The organism is Pseudomonas sp. NBRC 111123 (assembly GCF_001320205.1).
Lineage (GTDB): Bacteria > Pseudomonadota > Gammaproteobacteria > Pseudomonadales > Pseudomonadaceae > Aquipseudomonas > Aquipseudomonas putida_J.
This window is the reverse complement of the sequence record NZ_BCAZ01000075.1, coordinates 1-15,350: the sequence shown is the minus strand read 5'-3', so window position 1 is coordinate 15,350 and position 15,350 is coordinate 1. Positions and strand designations below refer to the sequence as shown.

Sequence of the window (15,350 nt, the reverse complement as noted above, 5' to 3'; positions counted from 1 at the left end):
GCGGCCCCAGCAATTTCAGCCACCCACAAAAAAGCCCGCGATGATGCGGGCTTTTTTGTGGATGGCTACTTGATCAGAACCGATAGACTTCCATATCGGTGCGAATCGGCGAAGCCATCGGGATCTTCGACTTCTCTGGCTCTTTCTTGACCTGTACCGGTGCTGCCTGTTTCTTCGGTGCTTCTTCAGCAACCGCAGGCTGATTGGCCAGCGGCTTCACCGCCACGCTCAACTGCTCGGCCAGCTTCTGCAGCAACTGCCCCTGGGCTTGAACCTGGGACGATTCGCTACCCTCATGCGGTTGCTCAAGGTGAACGATACGGTTGTCACGCACATGGCCACGGCGGTCGAGCAGGCGCCATTGCGCATCGAGAATCGCCGGTTGGTTCTTGCCAGAGTCCAGGCGGGTGATCGACAGCAGCACCTGCACGTCCGGGGAGAAGCCAGTGCTGGCCGGGGCCAGCACCACACGCTGGCTGTCCAGGCGCCAGGCCAGCTGACGCACCAGCAACTGATCGATGTCCGCCGACAGGCTACCGGCCCAGCGACCGTCTGTCGCCGAACTCAGGCTGCCATCAGCCTGACGCTGCAAGAAGGTTTCGCGTTGCAGATAATCGGCTACCGACACCGGGCCGAGCACCACGGCCATGCCCGCACTTTGCGAAGGCTGGCCAGGATCACCGCTGTCGAGTTGGTACAAGGCAACTGGCTGGTGCATGCTGCACCCGCCCAGCCCCAGCAAACCCGTCATCAACAGCGCAAATGGAAGGCGCAGGAATTTCATTCAACCCATCCAGGCGGTCGCTACCAGGCAAACCGCAGTGATACTGATAGAGATTCAATCGGGCACACGGCCACGCCGGCACCGCAGGGGCACTATCATCCGCGAAATGTCGGCTCGACTCCAGCATTTCTGCCTGGAACGGCGTTGAAATTGCCGTTCCAGACATTTCGTCGGATTATGCCGGCATTTCCACCTGCAAGCTGTCGACCCGCTGGAAGCCGCGTGGCAGCTTGCTACCGCGCCGGCCACGCTCGCCCTTGTAGTGTTCGAGGTCGTCGGCTTTAAGAGACAGGGTACGCTTGCCGGCTTGCAATACAAGGGTTGCACCCTCGGCAATCACCGCCAGATCGGTGACAAATTCTTCACGACTGGCAACCCGATCACCGGGCACACCGATGATCTTGTTGCCCTTGCCTTTGCCCAGCTGTGGCAGGTCGGAAACCTTGAACACCAGCAAGCGACCTTCGGTGGTCACCGCCGCCAGCCAGTCCTGCTCACGGTCGGCCACCGGGCGCGGGGTCATGACCTTTGCGCCGTTAGGCAAGCTGAGCAGCCCTTTGCCGGCCTTGTTCTTGGCCTGCAGGTCTTCACCTTTGACCACGAACCCGTAACCGGCGTCCGAAGCCACCACATACAGTGCATCATCGTCTGGCAGCAGCACGCATTCGAAGGTCGCCCCTGGCGGTGGCGTCAGGCGGCCGGTCAATGGCTCGCCCTGGCCACGCGCCGATGGCAGGGTATGCGCGGCCACCGAATAACTGCGCCCGGTGGAATCGATCAGCACGGCAAACTGGTTGGAGCGCCCGGCAGCGGCGGCCTTGAAGCCGTCGCCGGCCTTGTAGGACAGGCCGGTAGCGTCGATGTCGTGGCCCTTGGCGCAACGCACCCAGCCCTTTTCCGACAGCACCACGGTGACCGGCTCGGTCGGCATCAGCTCGTTTTCCGACAGGGCCTTGGCTTCGGCGCGCTCGACGATTGGCGAGCGGCGGTCGTCGCCATAGGTTTCGGCGTCCTTGATCAGCTCGCTACGCACCAGCTTGCGCAGCTTGGCGTCGCTGCCCAGCAGGGCTTGCAGTTTGGCCTGCTCCTTGAGCAGTTCGTCCTGTTCGCCACGGATTTTCATCTCTTCCAGACGCGCCAACTGCCGCAGGCGTGTCTCGAGGATGTAGTCGGCCTGGATCTCGGTGAGCTGGAAACGTTCGATCAGCGCCTGCTTGGGGTGCTCTTCGGTACGGATGATGTGGATCACTTCATCCAGGTTGAGGAACGCAGTGAGCAAACCTTCCAACAGGTGCAGGCGCTTTTCGACCTTGTCCAGGCGGTGCTGCAGGCGTCGGCGAACGGTGTTGGTACGAAACTCTAGCCATTCCAGCAGCAGCGCGCGCAGGTTCTTCAGCTGCGGGCGACCGTCGAGGCCGATGATGTTGACGTTGACCCGGTAGCTGCTTTCCAGGTCGGTGGTGGCGAACAGGTGCTGCATCAGTTCGTCGGCATCGACGCGGTTGGAGCGTGGAATGATGACGATGCGGCAAGGGTTCTCGTGGTCCGACTCGTCACGCAGGTCGGCGACCATCGGCAACTTCTTGGCTTGCATCTGCGCGGCGATCTGCTCCAGCACCTTGGCCCCGGAAACCTGATGGGGCAGCGCGGTAACCACAATGTCGCCATCCTCGACGCGGTAGACGGCGCGCATGCGGATAGAGCCGCGGCCGCTTTCGTAGATCTTCTGGATTTCCCCACGCGGGGTAATGATTTCGGCCTCGGTCGGGTAGTCCGGGCCCTTAATGTGTTCGCACAGCTGCTCGATGGTGGCCTTGGGCTCGTCGAGCAGGCGCACGCAGGCGCTGGCCACTTCACGCAGGTTGTGCGGCGGCACGTCGGTGGCCATGCCCACGGCGATACCGGTGGTGCCGTTGAGCAGGATATTCGGCAGGCGCGCCGGCAGTACCGCAGGCTCCTGCAGCGTGCCGTCGAAGTTCGGTACCCAGTCGACGGTGCCCTGGCCCACTTCGCTGAGCAGCACTTCCGAATAACGCGACAGGCGTGCCTCGGTGTAACGCATGGCGGCGAACGACTTCGGATCGTCCGGCGCACCCCAGTTGCCCTGGCCGTCTACCAGGGTGTAGCGGTAGCTGAACGGCTGCGCCATCAGCACCATGGCTTCGTAGCAGGCCGAATCGCCATGGGGGTGGAACTTGCCGAGCACGTCACCGACGGTACGGGCGGACTTCTTGTGCTTGGCGTCGGCATCGAGCCCCAACTCGCTCATGGCGTAGACGATGCGGCGCTGCACCGGCTTCAGGCCGTCGCCGATGTGCGGCAAGGCCCGGTCCATGATCACGTACATGGAGTAGTTGAGGTAGGCCTGTTCGGTGAAGTCAGCCAGCGAGCGGCGTTCGACGCCGTCCAGGCTGAGTTCCAGTGAGTCGCTCATGCGGGCCTCGTCATTTCAGGTTCTGGCGCAGCAGCATGGTGCCGCCGCGCTGGGTAAATTCAAGTTGTTTGAGGGCGCTCATGCCCAGCAGTACGGTCTGCCCGTCCAGGCCCGGCACCACCAGAGCGCGCACGTTCTGTAGCCGGATATCGCCCAGTTGCAGGGTGCCCAGCCGCGTTCGGTAGCCCTCGGTACGGCCGTTGGCGGTGCTCAGCACCACGGGGCTACCGCGCTGCAGGTTCAGGTCCTTGGCCAGCGCCTCGGGGATCGCCACGTCGGTGGCACCGGTGTCGAGCATGAAATGCACCACCTGGCCGTTGATCGCGCCGTCCACCACGAAGTGGCCCTGGCCATTACCCAGCAGGCGCACTTCGATGAAACCGTCGCCATGGGACGACTGCACCTGCGTGTTCGGGTTGCGCTCGTGCTCTTCCCATTGCCCGAAGAAACGTGTGGCCAGGAACAGCCCCGCCGCCCAGGCGACGATCATCAGTACCTTGCCCGCACGCTTGCCCGGTGCCTGGCTCATGGCGTGGCGCTCCAGCCGCCCTGCGGCGCTTCAAAGCGCCAGACGATCGGCCGGCTTTCGCCATCGGCACGGTCGCCGTTGTTGTTGTCCAGGCCGATCCAGGCGCCTTTGGCATCGATCACCAACGCTTCGGCCAGGCCGAAGGGCTGGTCGTAGCGGCGCTCTGGCACCAAGGCCTCGGCGGCGAACGACCAGCACTGCTCGACCTTGCCGCTGGTGGCATCACGCCGGCACACGCGGTAGGCGTTGCGCTCGAGGGTAAACAGCTTGCCCTCGAACCAGGCGAGGTCGGCGAAGTCGCGGGACAGCGCCCGGGGTTTGGGCATCTGTGGTGGCTGCATTTCGACCCCAGCTTCGCTCAGCAACACGCAACTGCGCCCGCAGGTCCACACCGACTGCTGGCGCTCGATGGCCACCAGGCCACGCCGTTCGCGCTCGGCTGCCAGCCACAGGCGGTCGCCCGCCGGGTTGATTGCCAGGCCCTCGAACAGGGCATTGAAGTTGAGCAGCATGCCGCTGGCACGGGCCTGACGCACCATCGCCGGGTCAATCTTCAGCCACGCTGGCTCACCCTCGGCAGGCAACTGCAGCACCGCCGCATGGGCCTCGCTGACCAGGTAGAGGTTGCCTGCCTGGTCACAGGTGATGCCTTCGTAATCCAGTTCGCCACCACGCACGTAGGACGCCGCCCAGTTACGCGACTTCAACCCCCACGGCAGGCCGCTCTCGGGCACTGGCGGTGGCGTGAAGGTCAGCGGCTGGGCGCGCCATACGGCGTTCTGCTGGTCGAAGCGGTAGATGCGGTCGTCATCACGATCGGATACACCCCACAGCCCGCCCCGGCACTCGGCCAGGCCGGACAGGTTGCCACCGCGCATGCCCTCGATCGGGTGTTCGGAGGCGAGCTTCAGTTCCGGCCAGTTGCCCGCCAGGCTCGGCAAGGCAACCAGCGCGAGGCAGGCCGCGACCAGCAGACGAATCAAACCAGGACCTCAGCCAGGTTACCTTTGGTTTCCAGCCAGTTCTTACGGTCGCCGGCGCGCTTCTTGGCCAGCAGCATGTCCATGATCTCGGTGGTGCCCTGCACGTCGTCCAGGGTCAGCTGGACCAGGCGCCGGGTGTTCGGGTCCATGGTGGTTTCACGCAGCTGCGGCGGGTTCATCTCACCCAGGCCCTTGAATCGGGTGACCTGCGGCTTGCCGCGCTTCTTCTCGGCTACCAGCCGGTCGAGGATGCCATCACGCTCCGCTTCGTCGAGGGCGTAGTAGATTTCCTTGCCCAGGTCGATACGGTACAGCGGCGGCATGGCGACGTAGACGTGGCCGGCCTCGACCAACGGGCGGAAGTGCTGGACGAACAGTGCGCAAAGCAAGGTGGCGATGTGCAGGCCGTCCGAGTCGGCGTCGGCGAGGATGCAGACCTTGCCGTAGCGCAACTGCGACAGGTCGGCCGCGCCAGGGTCGACACCGATGGCCACGGCGATGTTGTGCACTTCCTGGCTGGCCAGCACTTCGCCGCCGTCTACTTCCCAGGTGTTGAGGATTTTGCCGCGCAGCGGCAGGATGGCCTGGAATTCTTTGTCACGGGCCTGCTTGGCCGAGCCACCGGCAGAGTCACCCTCGACCAGGAACAGTTCGGCGCGCATCGGGTCCTGCCCGGCGCAATCGGCCAGTTTGCCTGGCAACGCCGGGCCCTGGGTGATGCGTTTGCGCTCAACCTTCTTGCTGGCCTTGAGGCGCCGGCCGGCGTTGCTGATGGCCAGCTCGGCCAGTTGCATGCCCAGCTCGGGGTGGGCATTGAGCCACAGACTGAAGGCGTCCTTGACCACACCGGAAACAAACGCCGCAGCCTCGCGAGACGACAGGCGCTCTTTGGTCTGGCCGGAGAACTGTGGTTCCTGCATCTTCATCGAGAGGACGAAGGTAATGCGCTCCCAGACGTCTTCCGGCGCCAGCTTGACCCCACGCGGCAGCAGGTTGCGGAATTCGCAGAACTCGCGCATGGCGTCGAGCAGGCCTTGGCGCAGGCCGTTGACATGAGTACCGCCTTGGGCGGTAGGGATCAGGTTGACGTAGCTTTCCTGAACGCTGTCGCCGCCTTCAGGCAGCCACAGCAGGGCCCAGTCCACAGCCTCCTTGTTACCCGCCAGGCTGCCGCAGAACGGCTCGTCGGGCAGGCGCTGGAACTCACTGACCGAGTCGACCAGGTACGAACGCAGGCCATCTTCGTAGTGCCACTCGACCTTCTCGCCGCTGGCCTTGTCCTCGAAGCTGACCAGCAGGCCCGGGCACAATACGGCCTTGGCCTTGAGCACGTGCTTGAGGCGGCTGATGGAGAACTTCGCCGAATCGAAATACTTCGGGTCCGGGCTGAAGTACACGCTGGTACCGGTGTTGCGCTTGCCGACCGTACCGACCACTTCCAGCTCGCTGGCCTTGAAGCCATCGGCAAAGGTCATCTGGTACTCGTTGCCGTCACGTTTGACGCGCACGCGCACCTGGGTCGACAGGGCATTGACCACCGAAATACCCACGCCGTGCAGGCCGCCGGAGAACTGGTAGTTCTTGTTGGAGAACTTGCCGCCGGCGTGCAGCTTGGTGAGGATCAGCTCGACGCCCGACACGCCCTCTTCAGGGTGGATGTCCACCGGCATGCCACGGCCATCGTCACTGACTTCCAGCGAGTGGTCGGCGTGGAGGATGACCTGCACCGAGCGGGCGTGACCGGCCAGGGCTTCGTCGACGCTGTTGTCGATGACTTCCTGGGCCAGGTGATTAGGCCGGCTGGTATCGGTGTACATGCCCGGGCGTTTACGCACCGGGTCGAGGCCGGAGAGGACTTCGATGGCGTCTGCGTTATAGGCGCTAGCGCTGGGATTGGCCATGGGTTCTCGTCGTCAGTCTGGTGAATGCAAAAAGATCAAAATACAGAAAAATCGAGTGCCGCATACTGCTGCCGGGCAATACCGGCGAACGCCAGCAGGCCTGGCAGTTGTTCGGCAAAGCCTTGGTAACTGTGGTCGCCACCGGCCTGGATGCGTAGCGCGCAAGCCCGGTAATAATGCTCGGCGTGGCGATAGTCCAGTGTTTCATCGGCGGTCTGCAGCCACACTTGATAGCGGCCTGGGTCGGTCGGCGCCGGGACTTCCAGCTCGGCCAAGGCTTGCACATGGTCCAGGGTCAGCGTCCAAGTCTCGCCAGTGTAGTGGTTGCGCTGGGCCCCCAGGTAACCGTCGAAGCGCTTGTGCGGGGTGACTGCCGGGTTGACCAGCAAGGCTTTCAGCCCATGGCGCTCGGCCAGATGGGTGGCATAGTAGCCGCCGAGCGAACTGCCGACCAGCAGGGGCGCCCCGAGCTCGGCGATGGCGGCTTCGAGCTGGACCATGGCCTGGCGCGGGTGGTGGTGCAAGCTCGGGACGCGCAACTGCTGCGACAGGCCCATCTGCTGCATGACAGCCTCGAGCTGGCGCGCCTTGGTGGAAAGCGGTGAGCTGTTGAAGCCATGGATATAGAGGATGGTACCCGACATGCTGCCCCCGGAATCTGTGGCTTCGCGCCCGATCGAGTGGGCGCAGGGACGCGCAGTGTAGCGTGTTCGCCGGGCTTTGGCGCCAGATGGCCAATTTCGCAACAATTTCTCCAAAAGGCTGGGACTGCTAAGCAGCCCGGGGTCTTCAATACCCCGGGCTGTTGAAGTCGAGCTTCACTTCGAAATCAGCGGCTCGCTCCACACCGGTCTCCACCCGCCCATCGGCATGCAGGCGCAACCAGCGATACCCCGGCTGCTCCTCGCTGACCTTGAAGTCCTCGCTGCCCGCCGCGAACTGGATGCAGGTCGATGGCGTGGCCAGCAGGCGCAAGCCATCGCGTTCTTCATCCCATTCCTGGTGAATGTGCCCCCAAAGCAATGCTTTCACCTGTGGATAACCGTGCAGGCGCTGCAGGAGTTGATCGGCATTTCGCAAACCGATCGGGGCGATCCAGGCACAACCGATCTCCACCGGCTGATGGTGGCAACACACCAGGCAGTGGCGCTCACCGGCCGATGACAGCGCATCATCGAGGGCCAACAGCTGATCCGGTCCGAGCAACCCGTGAGTAGCGCCAGGCACTGCCGTGTTCAGCATGACCACGCGCCAGGCGCCAATGTCAGTGACGGCCTGCACCAGCTCCGGGGCCACCTGGGCCATGACCCTGGCTTCATCATGGTTGCCCGGCAACCAGCGGGTTGGCCCGGCAAACTCGCCGGTCAACGCGCGAAACGCTTCATACGACCCGACGCTACCATCCTGGGACAGGTCGCCGGTACACAGCAGCAGGTCGACCCGCGGCTGCTCACGGCGCACCTGTGCCACCACATGGCGCAAACTGTCACGGGTATTGAGGCCCAGCAAGGTGCCTGCCGGGTCGGCGAACAGGTGGGCGTCGGTCAGTTGCACCACATGCACGGGCGCAGGGGAAGGGTGTGGGTGCGGCAACGGCCGTCTCCTCGAACGGGTACTGCACGAATTATGGCGCTGGAACGGTTGCGAGCAAACACTCGCAGCCGAACCAGGTCACATTTCAGCGCACACTTGCCAGTTCGTGGCCACAGGCCAGGCAATGGCTGAGCCATTCGCCGAGGAACAGATTGAGCTGTGCCTTCTCGTCTGGCTGGTGCATGGCTTCGTTGGGGTACGGGTAGATACTGCGCAGGCGGCGCGTGTGCTCGGCGCTGACCACTTCGGCCATGCGCGCATCGTGATAAACCTGCACCTCAAGGTGAGGCACCGGCAACCAGGGCAGGCTGTGCTCCTGGCGCACCCGCAACGTGGTGGTATAGGGGCAGGCCAGCAGCACATCGAGCACCAGCACACCGAGCATCTGGTCGCCCTGGGTCATGCCGATGCGCCGCGAACTCTGGGTGGTACGCATATCGGGCAGCAGGCGCATGAGCCGGGCATAGTTGGCCTCGCAGGCTGCTTGCAGCCCGGCCAGATCGACCCGATAACGCTCACGCAAGAGGTTCACTTCCACATACCTCGGACTTCATCTTTGTTCAGGGCCAGCCACTGCAGGCTGATGATGGTCGCCGCGTTGCATATACGCCCATCGCGTACCGCCTGCAGCGCATCGTCGAACGACCAGACGCGCACGCGGATGTCCTCACCTTCGGTTTCCAGCCCATGCAAACCGCCGGCACCTTCACTGGTACAGCGGCCGAGGAACAGGTGCACGTACTCGTCGCTGCCGCCTGGCGAAGGAAAGTAGCGGGTCATCGGCCACAGGGCGCTGATGGCCAGCCCGGCTTCCTCTTCGGCTTCGCGGTGGGCGACTTCTTCCGGCTCTTCGGATTCCTTGTCGATCAGCCCGGCGACCATTTCGATCAGCCAAGGGTTGTCGATCTTGCCCAAGGCCCCGACACGGAATTGCTCGATCAGCACCACTTCGTCACGCGCAGGATCATAGGGCAGCACACACACGGCGTCGTGGCGCACGAACAGCTCGCGACTGATCTCACCACTCATGCCGCCTGCGAACAGTTCGTGGCGCAGGCGCACCTTGTCGAGCTTGTAGAAACCCTTGAAGCAATTGGCCCGCTCGGCGATCTCGACCGCCTTGGGCACCGAATTCAACGTGTCTGACATGGAAATCCTCATTTACCTCAATTACCGCATCGCGCCATCCTACTCTGCACGGTTGCCCGTTTCACCCCTTTCCGGCAACCGTTCGCGCACTCGGGACAGTACGCCTTCACTCTGTTAGCTTAGTGGCGAACTGAAGGCCGCGCAGACGGTCAAAGGCCGACTTTTCCCTGTTCTGCAAGGATCATCATGACACTTGTCAAACTGACTTCCGTGGCCGTGCTGGCACTCGCGCTGGGCGCCTGCCAGAGCGTGTTCGCACCCAATTACCGGACCCCGCTCGAGGTCAAGCGTGATGCCTGGGAGCACGTCAAACCTGGCTGCAGCGCAAGCGACTGCCCACTGGTGAACATCGACACCATCCACTTCCCGGCCCAGCCCAAGCTTGATGCCATCGTCGAAAAGCGCCTGCTGCAACTGACCGAAGACAATCAGCATGGCACCGCGCCAAGCACCCTGCAGGCCTACGAGCAGCAATACCTGGCCAGCGCCGACAAACGCAACAGCAGCTACCTGCAAGCCAAGGTACGTGAGCAGCATGACGGGCTGGTGATCATCGAGCTGTCCAGCTACCTCGACAGCGGCGGCGCCCACGGCATGCCGGGGCGCGGCTTCATCAACTATTCGCGCAAGCTGGACAAGGTGCTGACACTGCAGGACATGCTGGTGCCAGGCCAGGAGGAGACCTTCTGGAAGACCGTTGAAGAGTCTCACCGCGCCTGGCTGATCAGCGTGGGTATGGACAAGGACGCCGAATTCGTCAAGACCTGGCCCTTCAAGCGCTCGCCGCACATCGCCCTGACGTACGGCGCGCTGGTGGTGAAGTACGAGGTCTATGCCATCGCGCCCTACTCCATGGGCCACGTGGAGCTGAAGATTCCTTACCCACGCCTGAACGGCGTGCTCAAGCCTGAGCTGTTTCCCGGCCGCGGCTGAAGCTCAGCAGCCCATGCAGACCACCTGCCAGCAGCAGTGCTGGCAGGGTAGCCCCCAGCTCCGGGGCCTTGGCGGCGATCACGTGATAGGCCGCCACGCCCACCACCCAGGCCACCAGCGCCGGCCAGTGCAAACCATCGACCTGTACCGGCAGGCGGCGGCGGCGGATCACGTAGTGGTCCATCAGCACCACGCCGAACAGCGGCGCGAATACCGAACCGATCAACAGCAGGAAGTTCTCGTACTGGGCCAATGGCGCCAGCAAGGCGATCAGCGTACACAGCACACCAATGGCCAAGGCCAGGTGCTCGACCTTCAGCGGCAGCAGCACGCCGGTGGAAACAGCCGCCGAGTGGATGTCGGCGAACGCCTTTTCCGACTCGTCCAGCAGAATCAACAGCAGCGGGATACCCATGCCAGCGCCTGCCAGGGCGAGCAGCAGTGCATTGACTTCGCCACTGGCAGCAAACGCCAGGGTGTAAGCCACGCCCAGGCTCATCAGCCAGGTATTGCCGATGAAGTAGCCCACAACGGTTCCGCCGAATACATGCTTGCCGTTGCGGGCAAAGCGCGAGTAGTCGGCGATCAGCGGCAACCATGACAACGGCATGGCGATGGCGATGTCGAAGCCTACCGCCAGCGACATCGAACCATCCCCGGCGCGGTTCCAGAGCTCAGCAAGGTCGGCCTTGGCGAACAGGTTCCAGGTCAGCCACAGGCACGCCCCCAGCAGCAGCCAGATGCCCCAGGCGCGCAGTACTTTGCGCACGAACGCCAACGGCCCGCTGACCGCCAGCAAGGTGGCCAGGCCACCGAAGCACAGGGTCCAGAGCATCGGGCTGTTCCAGGCACTGTCTTCACCGAACGCACGGGCACCCAGCAGGCTGGCAGCATCGCGCATGACGATGATCTCGAACGCCCCCCAGCCCACCAGTTGCAGCAGGTTGAGCAGTGCCGGCAGGCGCGCGCCATGGCGGCCCAGGCTCAGCTTCAGGGTGCCCATGGCCGACAGGCCGGTATCACTGCCGATGACCCCGGCAGCACCCAGCAACAGCACACCGACACCGGTGCCAAGGGCGATGGCCAGTATTGCGCCAGCCAGGCCAAGGCCTGGGGCCAGCATGGCACCGACCTGCAGGACCATCAGGCCGATGCCGAGGGAGAACCACAGAGAGAACAGGTCACGGGCGCCGAAGATGCGCTGGTGGGTGGGGACCGGGTGGTCGGGGGAGAATGGGCTGGGTGATGTCATTTTTGGCGCTCGCCGGCAATGTTGTTGGTGTTCTTGGCGAGGACTTCGTCCTCGAATCGCGACACAAGGCCGCTCCCACAAGTACAGCGCAGGCATCCAGCCTTGCGCAGCCCCTGTGAGAGCGGCCTTGTGTCGCGAAAGGGCCGCAAGGCGGCCCCAGCGTGCTTAGACTTTGTGGTAAAGCTGGCTGCCTTCCTGGCGGAACCGCTCGGCCTGCTCGCGCATGCCTTGCTCGACCGTCACGTCCACGGCCTCGATCTTGGCCGCGTACTCACGCACTTCCTGGGTGATCTTCATCGAGCAGAACTTCGGCCCGCACATCGAGCAGAAGTGCGCGACCTTGGCCGATTCCTTCGGCAAGGTTTCGTCATGGAAGGCGCGCGCGGTATCGGGGTCCAGCCCAAGGTTGAACTGGTCTTCCCAGCGGAATTCGAAACGTGCCTTGGACAAGGCATTGTCGCGAATCTGCGCACCCGGGTGACCTTTGGCAAGGTCCGCAGCATGGGCGGCGATCTTGTAGGTGATGATGCCCGTCTTGACGTCATCCTTGTTCGGCAGGCCCAGGTGCTCCTTGGGCGTGACGTAGCAGAGCATGGCGCAACCGAACCAGCCGATCATTGCCGCACCGATACCCGAGGTGATGTGGTCGTAGCCCGGGGCGATATCGGTGGTCAGCGGGCCGAGGGTGTAGAACGGCGCCTCGTCGCAGCATTCCAGCTGCTTGTCCATGTTCTCCTTGATCAGCTGCATCGGCACGTGGCCGGGGCCTTCGATCATGCACTGCACGTCATGCTTCCAGGCGATCTTGGTCAGCTCCCCGAGGGTTTCCAGCTCACCGAACTGGGCCGCGTCGTTGGCGTCGGCGATCGAACCTGGGCGCAGGCCGTCGCCAAGCGAGAAGCTGACGTCGTAGGCCTTCATGATTTCGCAAATCTCGTCGAAGTGCGTGTACAGGAAGTTTTCCTTGTGATGCGCCAGGCACCACTTGGCCATGATCGAGCCACCGCGGCTTACGATACCGGTGACGCGCTTGGCGGTCAGCGGCACATAGCGCAATAGCACACCGGCGTGGATGGTGAAGTAGTCCACGCCTTGCTCGGCCTGTTCGATCAAGGTGTCGCGGAACAGCTCCCAGGTCAGGTCCTCGGCCACGCCGTTGACCTTTTCCAAGGCTTGGTAGATTGGCACGGTACCGATCGGCACCGGCGAGTTGCGGATGATCCACTCGCGGGTTTCGTGAATGTGCTTGCCGGTGGACAGGTCCATGACGGTGTCCGAGCCCCAGCGAATACCCCAGGTCAGCTTGGCCACTTCTTCCTCGATCGAGGAACCCAGGGCGCTATTGCCAATGTTGCCGTTGATCTTCACCAGGAAGTTGCGGCCGATGATCATCGGCTCCACTTCAGGGTGGTTGATGTTGGCCGGGATGATCGCGCGGCCACGGGCGACTTCCTGGCGGACGAACTCTGGGGTGATTTCTTTCGGAATGTTGGCACCGAAGCTGTGGCCGGCGTGCTGCTCGTTCAGCAGGCCAGCAGCGCGGGCTTCCTGCAGCTTCATGTTCTCGCGGATGGCCACGTATTCCATCTCGGCGGTGATGATGCCCTGGCGGGCATAGTGCATCTGCGAGACGTTGGCGCCAGCCTTGGCACGGCGAGGGTTGCGCACGTGGGCAAAACGCAGCTTGGCCAGCTCCGCATCGTTCAGGCGCTGCTGGCCGAAGTCGGAGCTCAGGCCGCCCAGGCGCTCGGTGTCGCCACGCGCCTCGATCCAGGCCGATCGCACGTCGGCCAGGCCCTTGCGCACATCGATGATGACGTTGGGGTCGGTGTACGGGCCGGAGGTGTCGTAGACCAGCACCGGTGCATTGCTTTCGCCACCGAAGTCGGTAGGGGTGTCGTCCAGGCTGATTTCGCGCATGGGTACGCGGATGTCCGGGCGCGAGCCTTCGACATAGACCTTGCGCGAACGCGGGAACGGTTGCACGGACTGCTGATCGACTTGCGCCGATTCGCTGAGGTTGATCGTTTTTTCTTGTTTGGTCATCACAGGCTCTCCAGACGGCTTCCTAGCAGTGGAATGTCGGGGTGAACCTGAACGACGCGGACGCACCCTTGACGGGTGCAGTGCCGGACATGGGGGTGCCTGAAGCTGCATGCAGCTGCGACATTCCCGGACCTGGCACAAGAGGCTCCCCGGGAAGGCGAGCAATCTTGTTCCCTACGCAGGCGCTAACCTGATCAGGTTCAACGGGATCCGCACCTCTGCGATCTCAGCCTTTGCTTCAAGGCACCCCGACAAGAACATGCGCAGTCTAGACTGGAGTGGTCGGCAAAGCCAAGCGGGTAAAACGCAGGGGAGATGAAAGGCGCAACCTATGATTGTTGGCGGGTGCGCATGGCACTACACTGGCCCGTCGCTCGATACTCAACAGTTCAGTAATTAAATTTCGTACAAGGATTGCCTCTATGCTGCGCAAACTTTCACTGGCGATAGCCGTGTCTTGTGCGTCCAACGGAGTGGCCTGGGCAGCGGATTTGCCGACTCCGGTAAAAACCGACCTGGTCAGTGTTTATCAGGAAGCGGTCGACAACAACGCCGATCTTGCAGCCGCCCGTGCCGATTATGGCGCTCAGAAAGAAATCGTGCCGCAGGCCCGTGCCGGCTTGCTGCCAAACCTCTCGGCTGGTGCCGAGATGCTCAATACCCGCACCAAGATCGACCAGCCGTCGGCTACCGCCAACCGCAGCGGCAATACCTGGAGCGCGACCCTCGCGCAGCCGATCTTCCGCGCGGATCGCTGGTTCCAGCTGCAAGCCGCCGAAGCGGTGAACGAACAGGCAGCCTTGCAATTGTCGGCTACCGAGCAAAACCTGATCCTGCAGACCGCGCAGGATTACTTCTCGGTACTGCGCGCCCAGGACAACTTGGCGGCTACCAAGGCCGAGGAAGCGGCCTTCAAGCGCCAGCTGGACCAGTCCAACGAACGTTTCGACGTCGGCCTTTCCGACAAGACCGACGTGCTGCAGTCCCAGGCCAGCTACGATACCGCCCGGGCCAATCGGATCATCGCCGAGCGCCAGGTACAGGACGCGTTCGAGGCCTTGGTCACCCTGACCAACCGCGAATACAGCTCGATCCAGGGTGTGGTCCACACGCTACCGGTGAAAGTGCCAACCCCCAACGACGCCAAGGCCTGGGTAGAAACCGCAGGCCGCCAGAACCTCAACCTGCTGGCCACCAACCACGCCGTTGCCGCCGCCGAAGAAACCCTGCGCCAGCGCAAGGCCGGCCACGCGCCGACCCTCGATGCGGTGGCCAAGTACGAAAAAGGCGACAACGACAGCCTCGGCTTCACCAACCCGTCACCGTTCGGCCAGCGCTACAGCGGCGATGTGGAACAGACCAGCGTCGGCCTGCAGCTGAATATCCCGATCTACAGCGGCGGCCTGACCAGCTCGCAAGTCCGCGAGGCTTATCAGCGCCTGAGCCAGAGCGAACAGCAGCGTGAGAGCCTGCGCCGCCAGGTGGTGGAGAACACCCGCAACCTGCACCGTGCGGTAAACACCGATGTGGAGCAGGTGCAGGCGCGCAAGCAGTCGATCATTTCCAACCAGAGTGCGCTGGAAGCCACTGAAATCGGCTACCAGGTCGGTACCCGCAACATCGTCGACGTGCTCGACGCCCAGCGCCAGCTGTACACCTCGGTGCGTGACTACAACAACAGCCGCTATGACTACATTCTCGACAACCTGAGCCTCAAGCAAGCTGCCGGGACCTTGAGCCCGCAGG

Annotated in this window: 13 protein-coding genes and 1 riboswitch; of the genes, 2 read left to right on the top strand and 11 right to left on the bottom strand. The window is 63.3% G+C overall.

Annotated elements, in window-relative coordinates; all coding sequences use genetic code 11:
• Positions 1–73: 73 nt before the first annotated feature.
• From APH27_RS24635 to APH27_RS24595, 9 genes are all read right to left on the bottom strand, one after another.
• Positions 74–784 (bottom strand): membrane integrity-associated transporter subunit PqiC, encoded by a 711-nt coding sequence (locus tag APH27_RS24635; protein WP_027920730.1) that lies wholly within the window; start codon positions 782–784, stop codon positions 74–76.
• Between the two features lie 175 nt (positions 785–959).
• A complete protein-coding gene (parC, locus tag APH27_RS24630) occupies positions 960–3,218 on the bottom strand; it encodes a DNA topoisomerase IV subunit A (RefSeq protein WP_027920729.1) in 2,259 nt (752 codons plus the stop codon).
• Positions 3,219–3,228: 10 nt separating this feature from the next.
• Positions 3,229–3,747: a TIGR02281 family clan AA aspartic protease gene (locus APH27_RS24625; RefSeq protein WP_027920728.1), complete on the bottom strand. Its 519-nt coding sequence runs from the start codon at positions 3,745–3,747 to the stop codon at positions 3,229–3,231.
• Positions 3,744–4,730, bottom strand: a complete 987-nt coding sequence (locus APH27_RS24620; protein WP_060486134.1) for an esterase-like activity of phytase family protein — start codon at positions 4,728–4,730, stop codon at positions 3,744–3,746. Before APH27_RS24620 ends, APH27_RS24625 begins: the two co-directional genes overlap by 4 nt.
• The gene (parE, locus tag APH27_RS24615) at positions 4,727–6,631 is read right to left on the bottom strand and encodes a DNA topoisomerase IV subunit B (protein ID WP_027920726.1); all 1,905 of its coding nucleotides are present in this window, start codon (positions 6,629–6,631) and stop codon (positions 4,727–4,729) included. The genes APH27_RS24620 and parE overlap by 4 nt, the downstream gene beginning before the upstream one ends.
• A gap of 35 nt (positions 6,632–6,666) precedes the next feature.
• Positions 6,667–7,275, bottom strand: coding sequence for a YqiA/YcfP family alpha/beta fold hydrolase (locus tag APH27_RS24610; protein WP_027920725.1), 609 nt, complete (start codon positions 7,273–7,275; stop codon positions 6,667–6,669).
• A 145-nt stretch (positions 7,276–7,420) separates the two neighbouring features.
• The gene (gene cpdA, locus APH27_RS24605) at positions 7,421–8,224 is read right to left on the bottom strand and encodes a 3',5'-cyclic-AMP phosphodiesterase (protein ID WP_060486133.1); all 804 of its coding nucleotides are present in this window, start codon (positions 8,222–8,224) and stop codon (positions 7,421–7,423) included.
• Between the two features lie 85 nt (positions 8,225–8,309).
• Positions 8,310–8,762, bottom strand: coding sequence for a DUF1249 domain-containing protein (locus APH27_RS24600; RefSeq protein ID WP_027920723.1), 453 nt, complete (start codon positions 8,760–8,762; stop codon positions 8,310–8,312).
• Complete coding sequence (locus tag APH27_RS24595) at positions 8,753–9,373, bottom strand: NUDIX domain-containing protein (RefSeq protein WP_027920722.1); 621 nt, start codon at positions 9,371–9,373, stop codon at positions 8,753–8,755. Before APH27_RS24595 ends, APH27_RS24600 begins: the two co-directional genes overlap by 10 nt.
• A 186-nt stretch (positions 9,374–9,559) precedes the next feature.
• Between APH27_RS24595 and APH27_RS24590 the strand changes: the two genes are divergently transcribed.
• Positions 9,560–10,306, top strand: coding sequence for an RsiV family protein (locus APH27_RS24590; protein WP_027920721.1), 747 nt, complete (start codon positions 9,560–9,562; stop codon positions 10,304–10,306).
• Here the strand turns inward: APH27_RS24590 and cytX are convergent.
• Together cytX and thiC are read right to left on the bottom strand one after the other, a co-directional pair.
• The gene (gene cytX, locus APH27_RS24585; protein WP_060486132.1) at positions 10,275–11,558 is read right to left on the bottom strand and encodes a putative hydroxymethylpyrimidine transporter CytX; all 1,284 of its coding nucleotides are present in this window, start codon (positions 11,556–11,558) and stop codon (positions 10,275–10,277) included. The two genes, APH27_RS24590 and cytX, sit on opposite strands and share 32 nt — an antisense overlap.
• Before the next feature lie 165 nt (positions 11,559–11,723).
• Entirely contained in the window at positions 11,724–13,604 is a 1,881-nt protein-coding gene (gene thiC, locus APH27_RS24580; RefSeq protein WP_027920719.1) for a phosphomethylpyrimidine synthase ThiC, read from the bottom strand.
• A 154-nt stretch (positions 13,605–13,758) separates the two neighbouring features.
• Positions 13,759–13,865: riboswitch (TPP riboswitch) on the bottom strand.
• Positions 13,866–14,026: 161 nt separating this feature from the next.
• Here thiC and APH27_RS24575 point away from each other — a divergent pair.
• Positions 14,027–15,350: TolC family outer membrane protein (locus APH27_RS24575; protein WP_060486131.1), on the top strand; the 1,324-nt coding region annotated here is incomplete at its 3' end.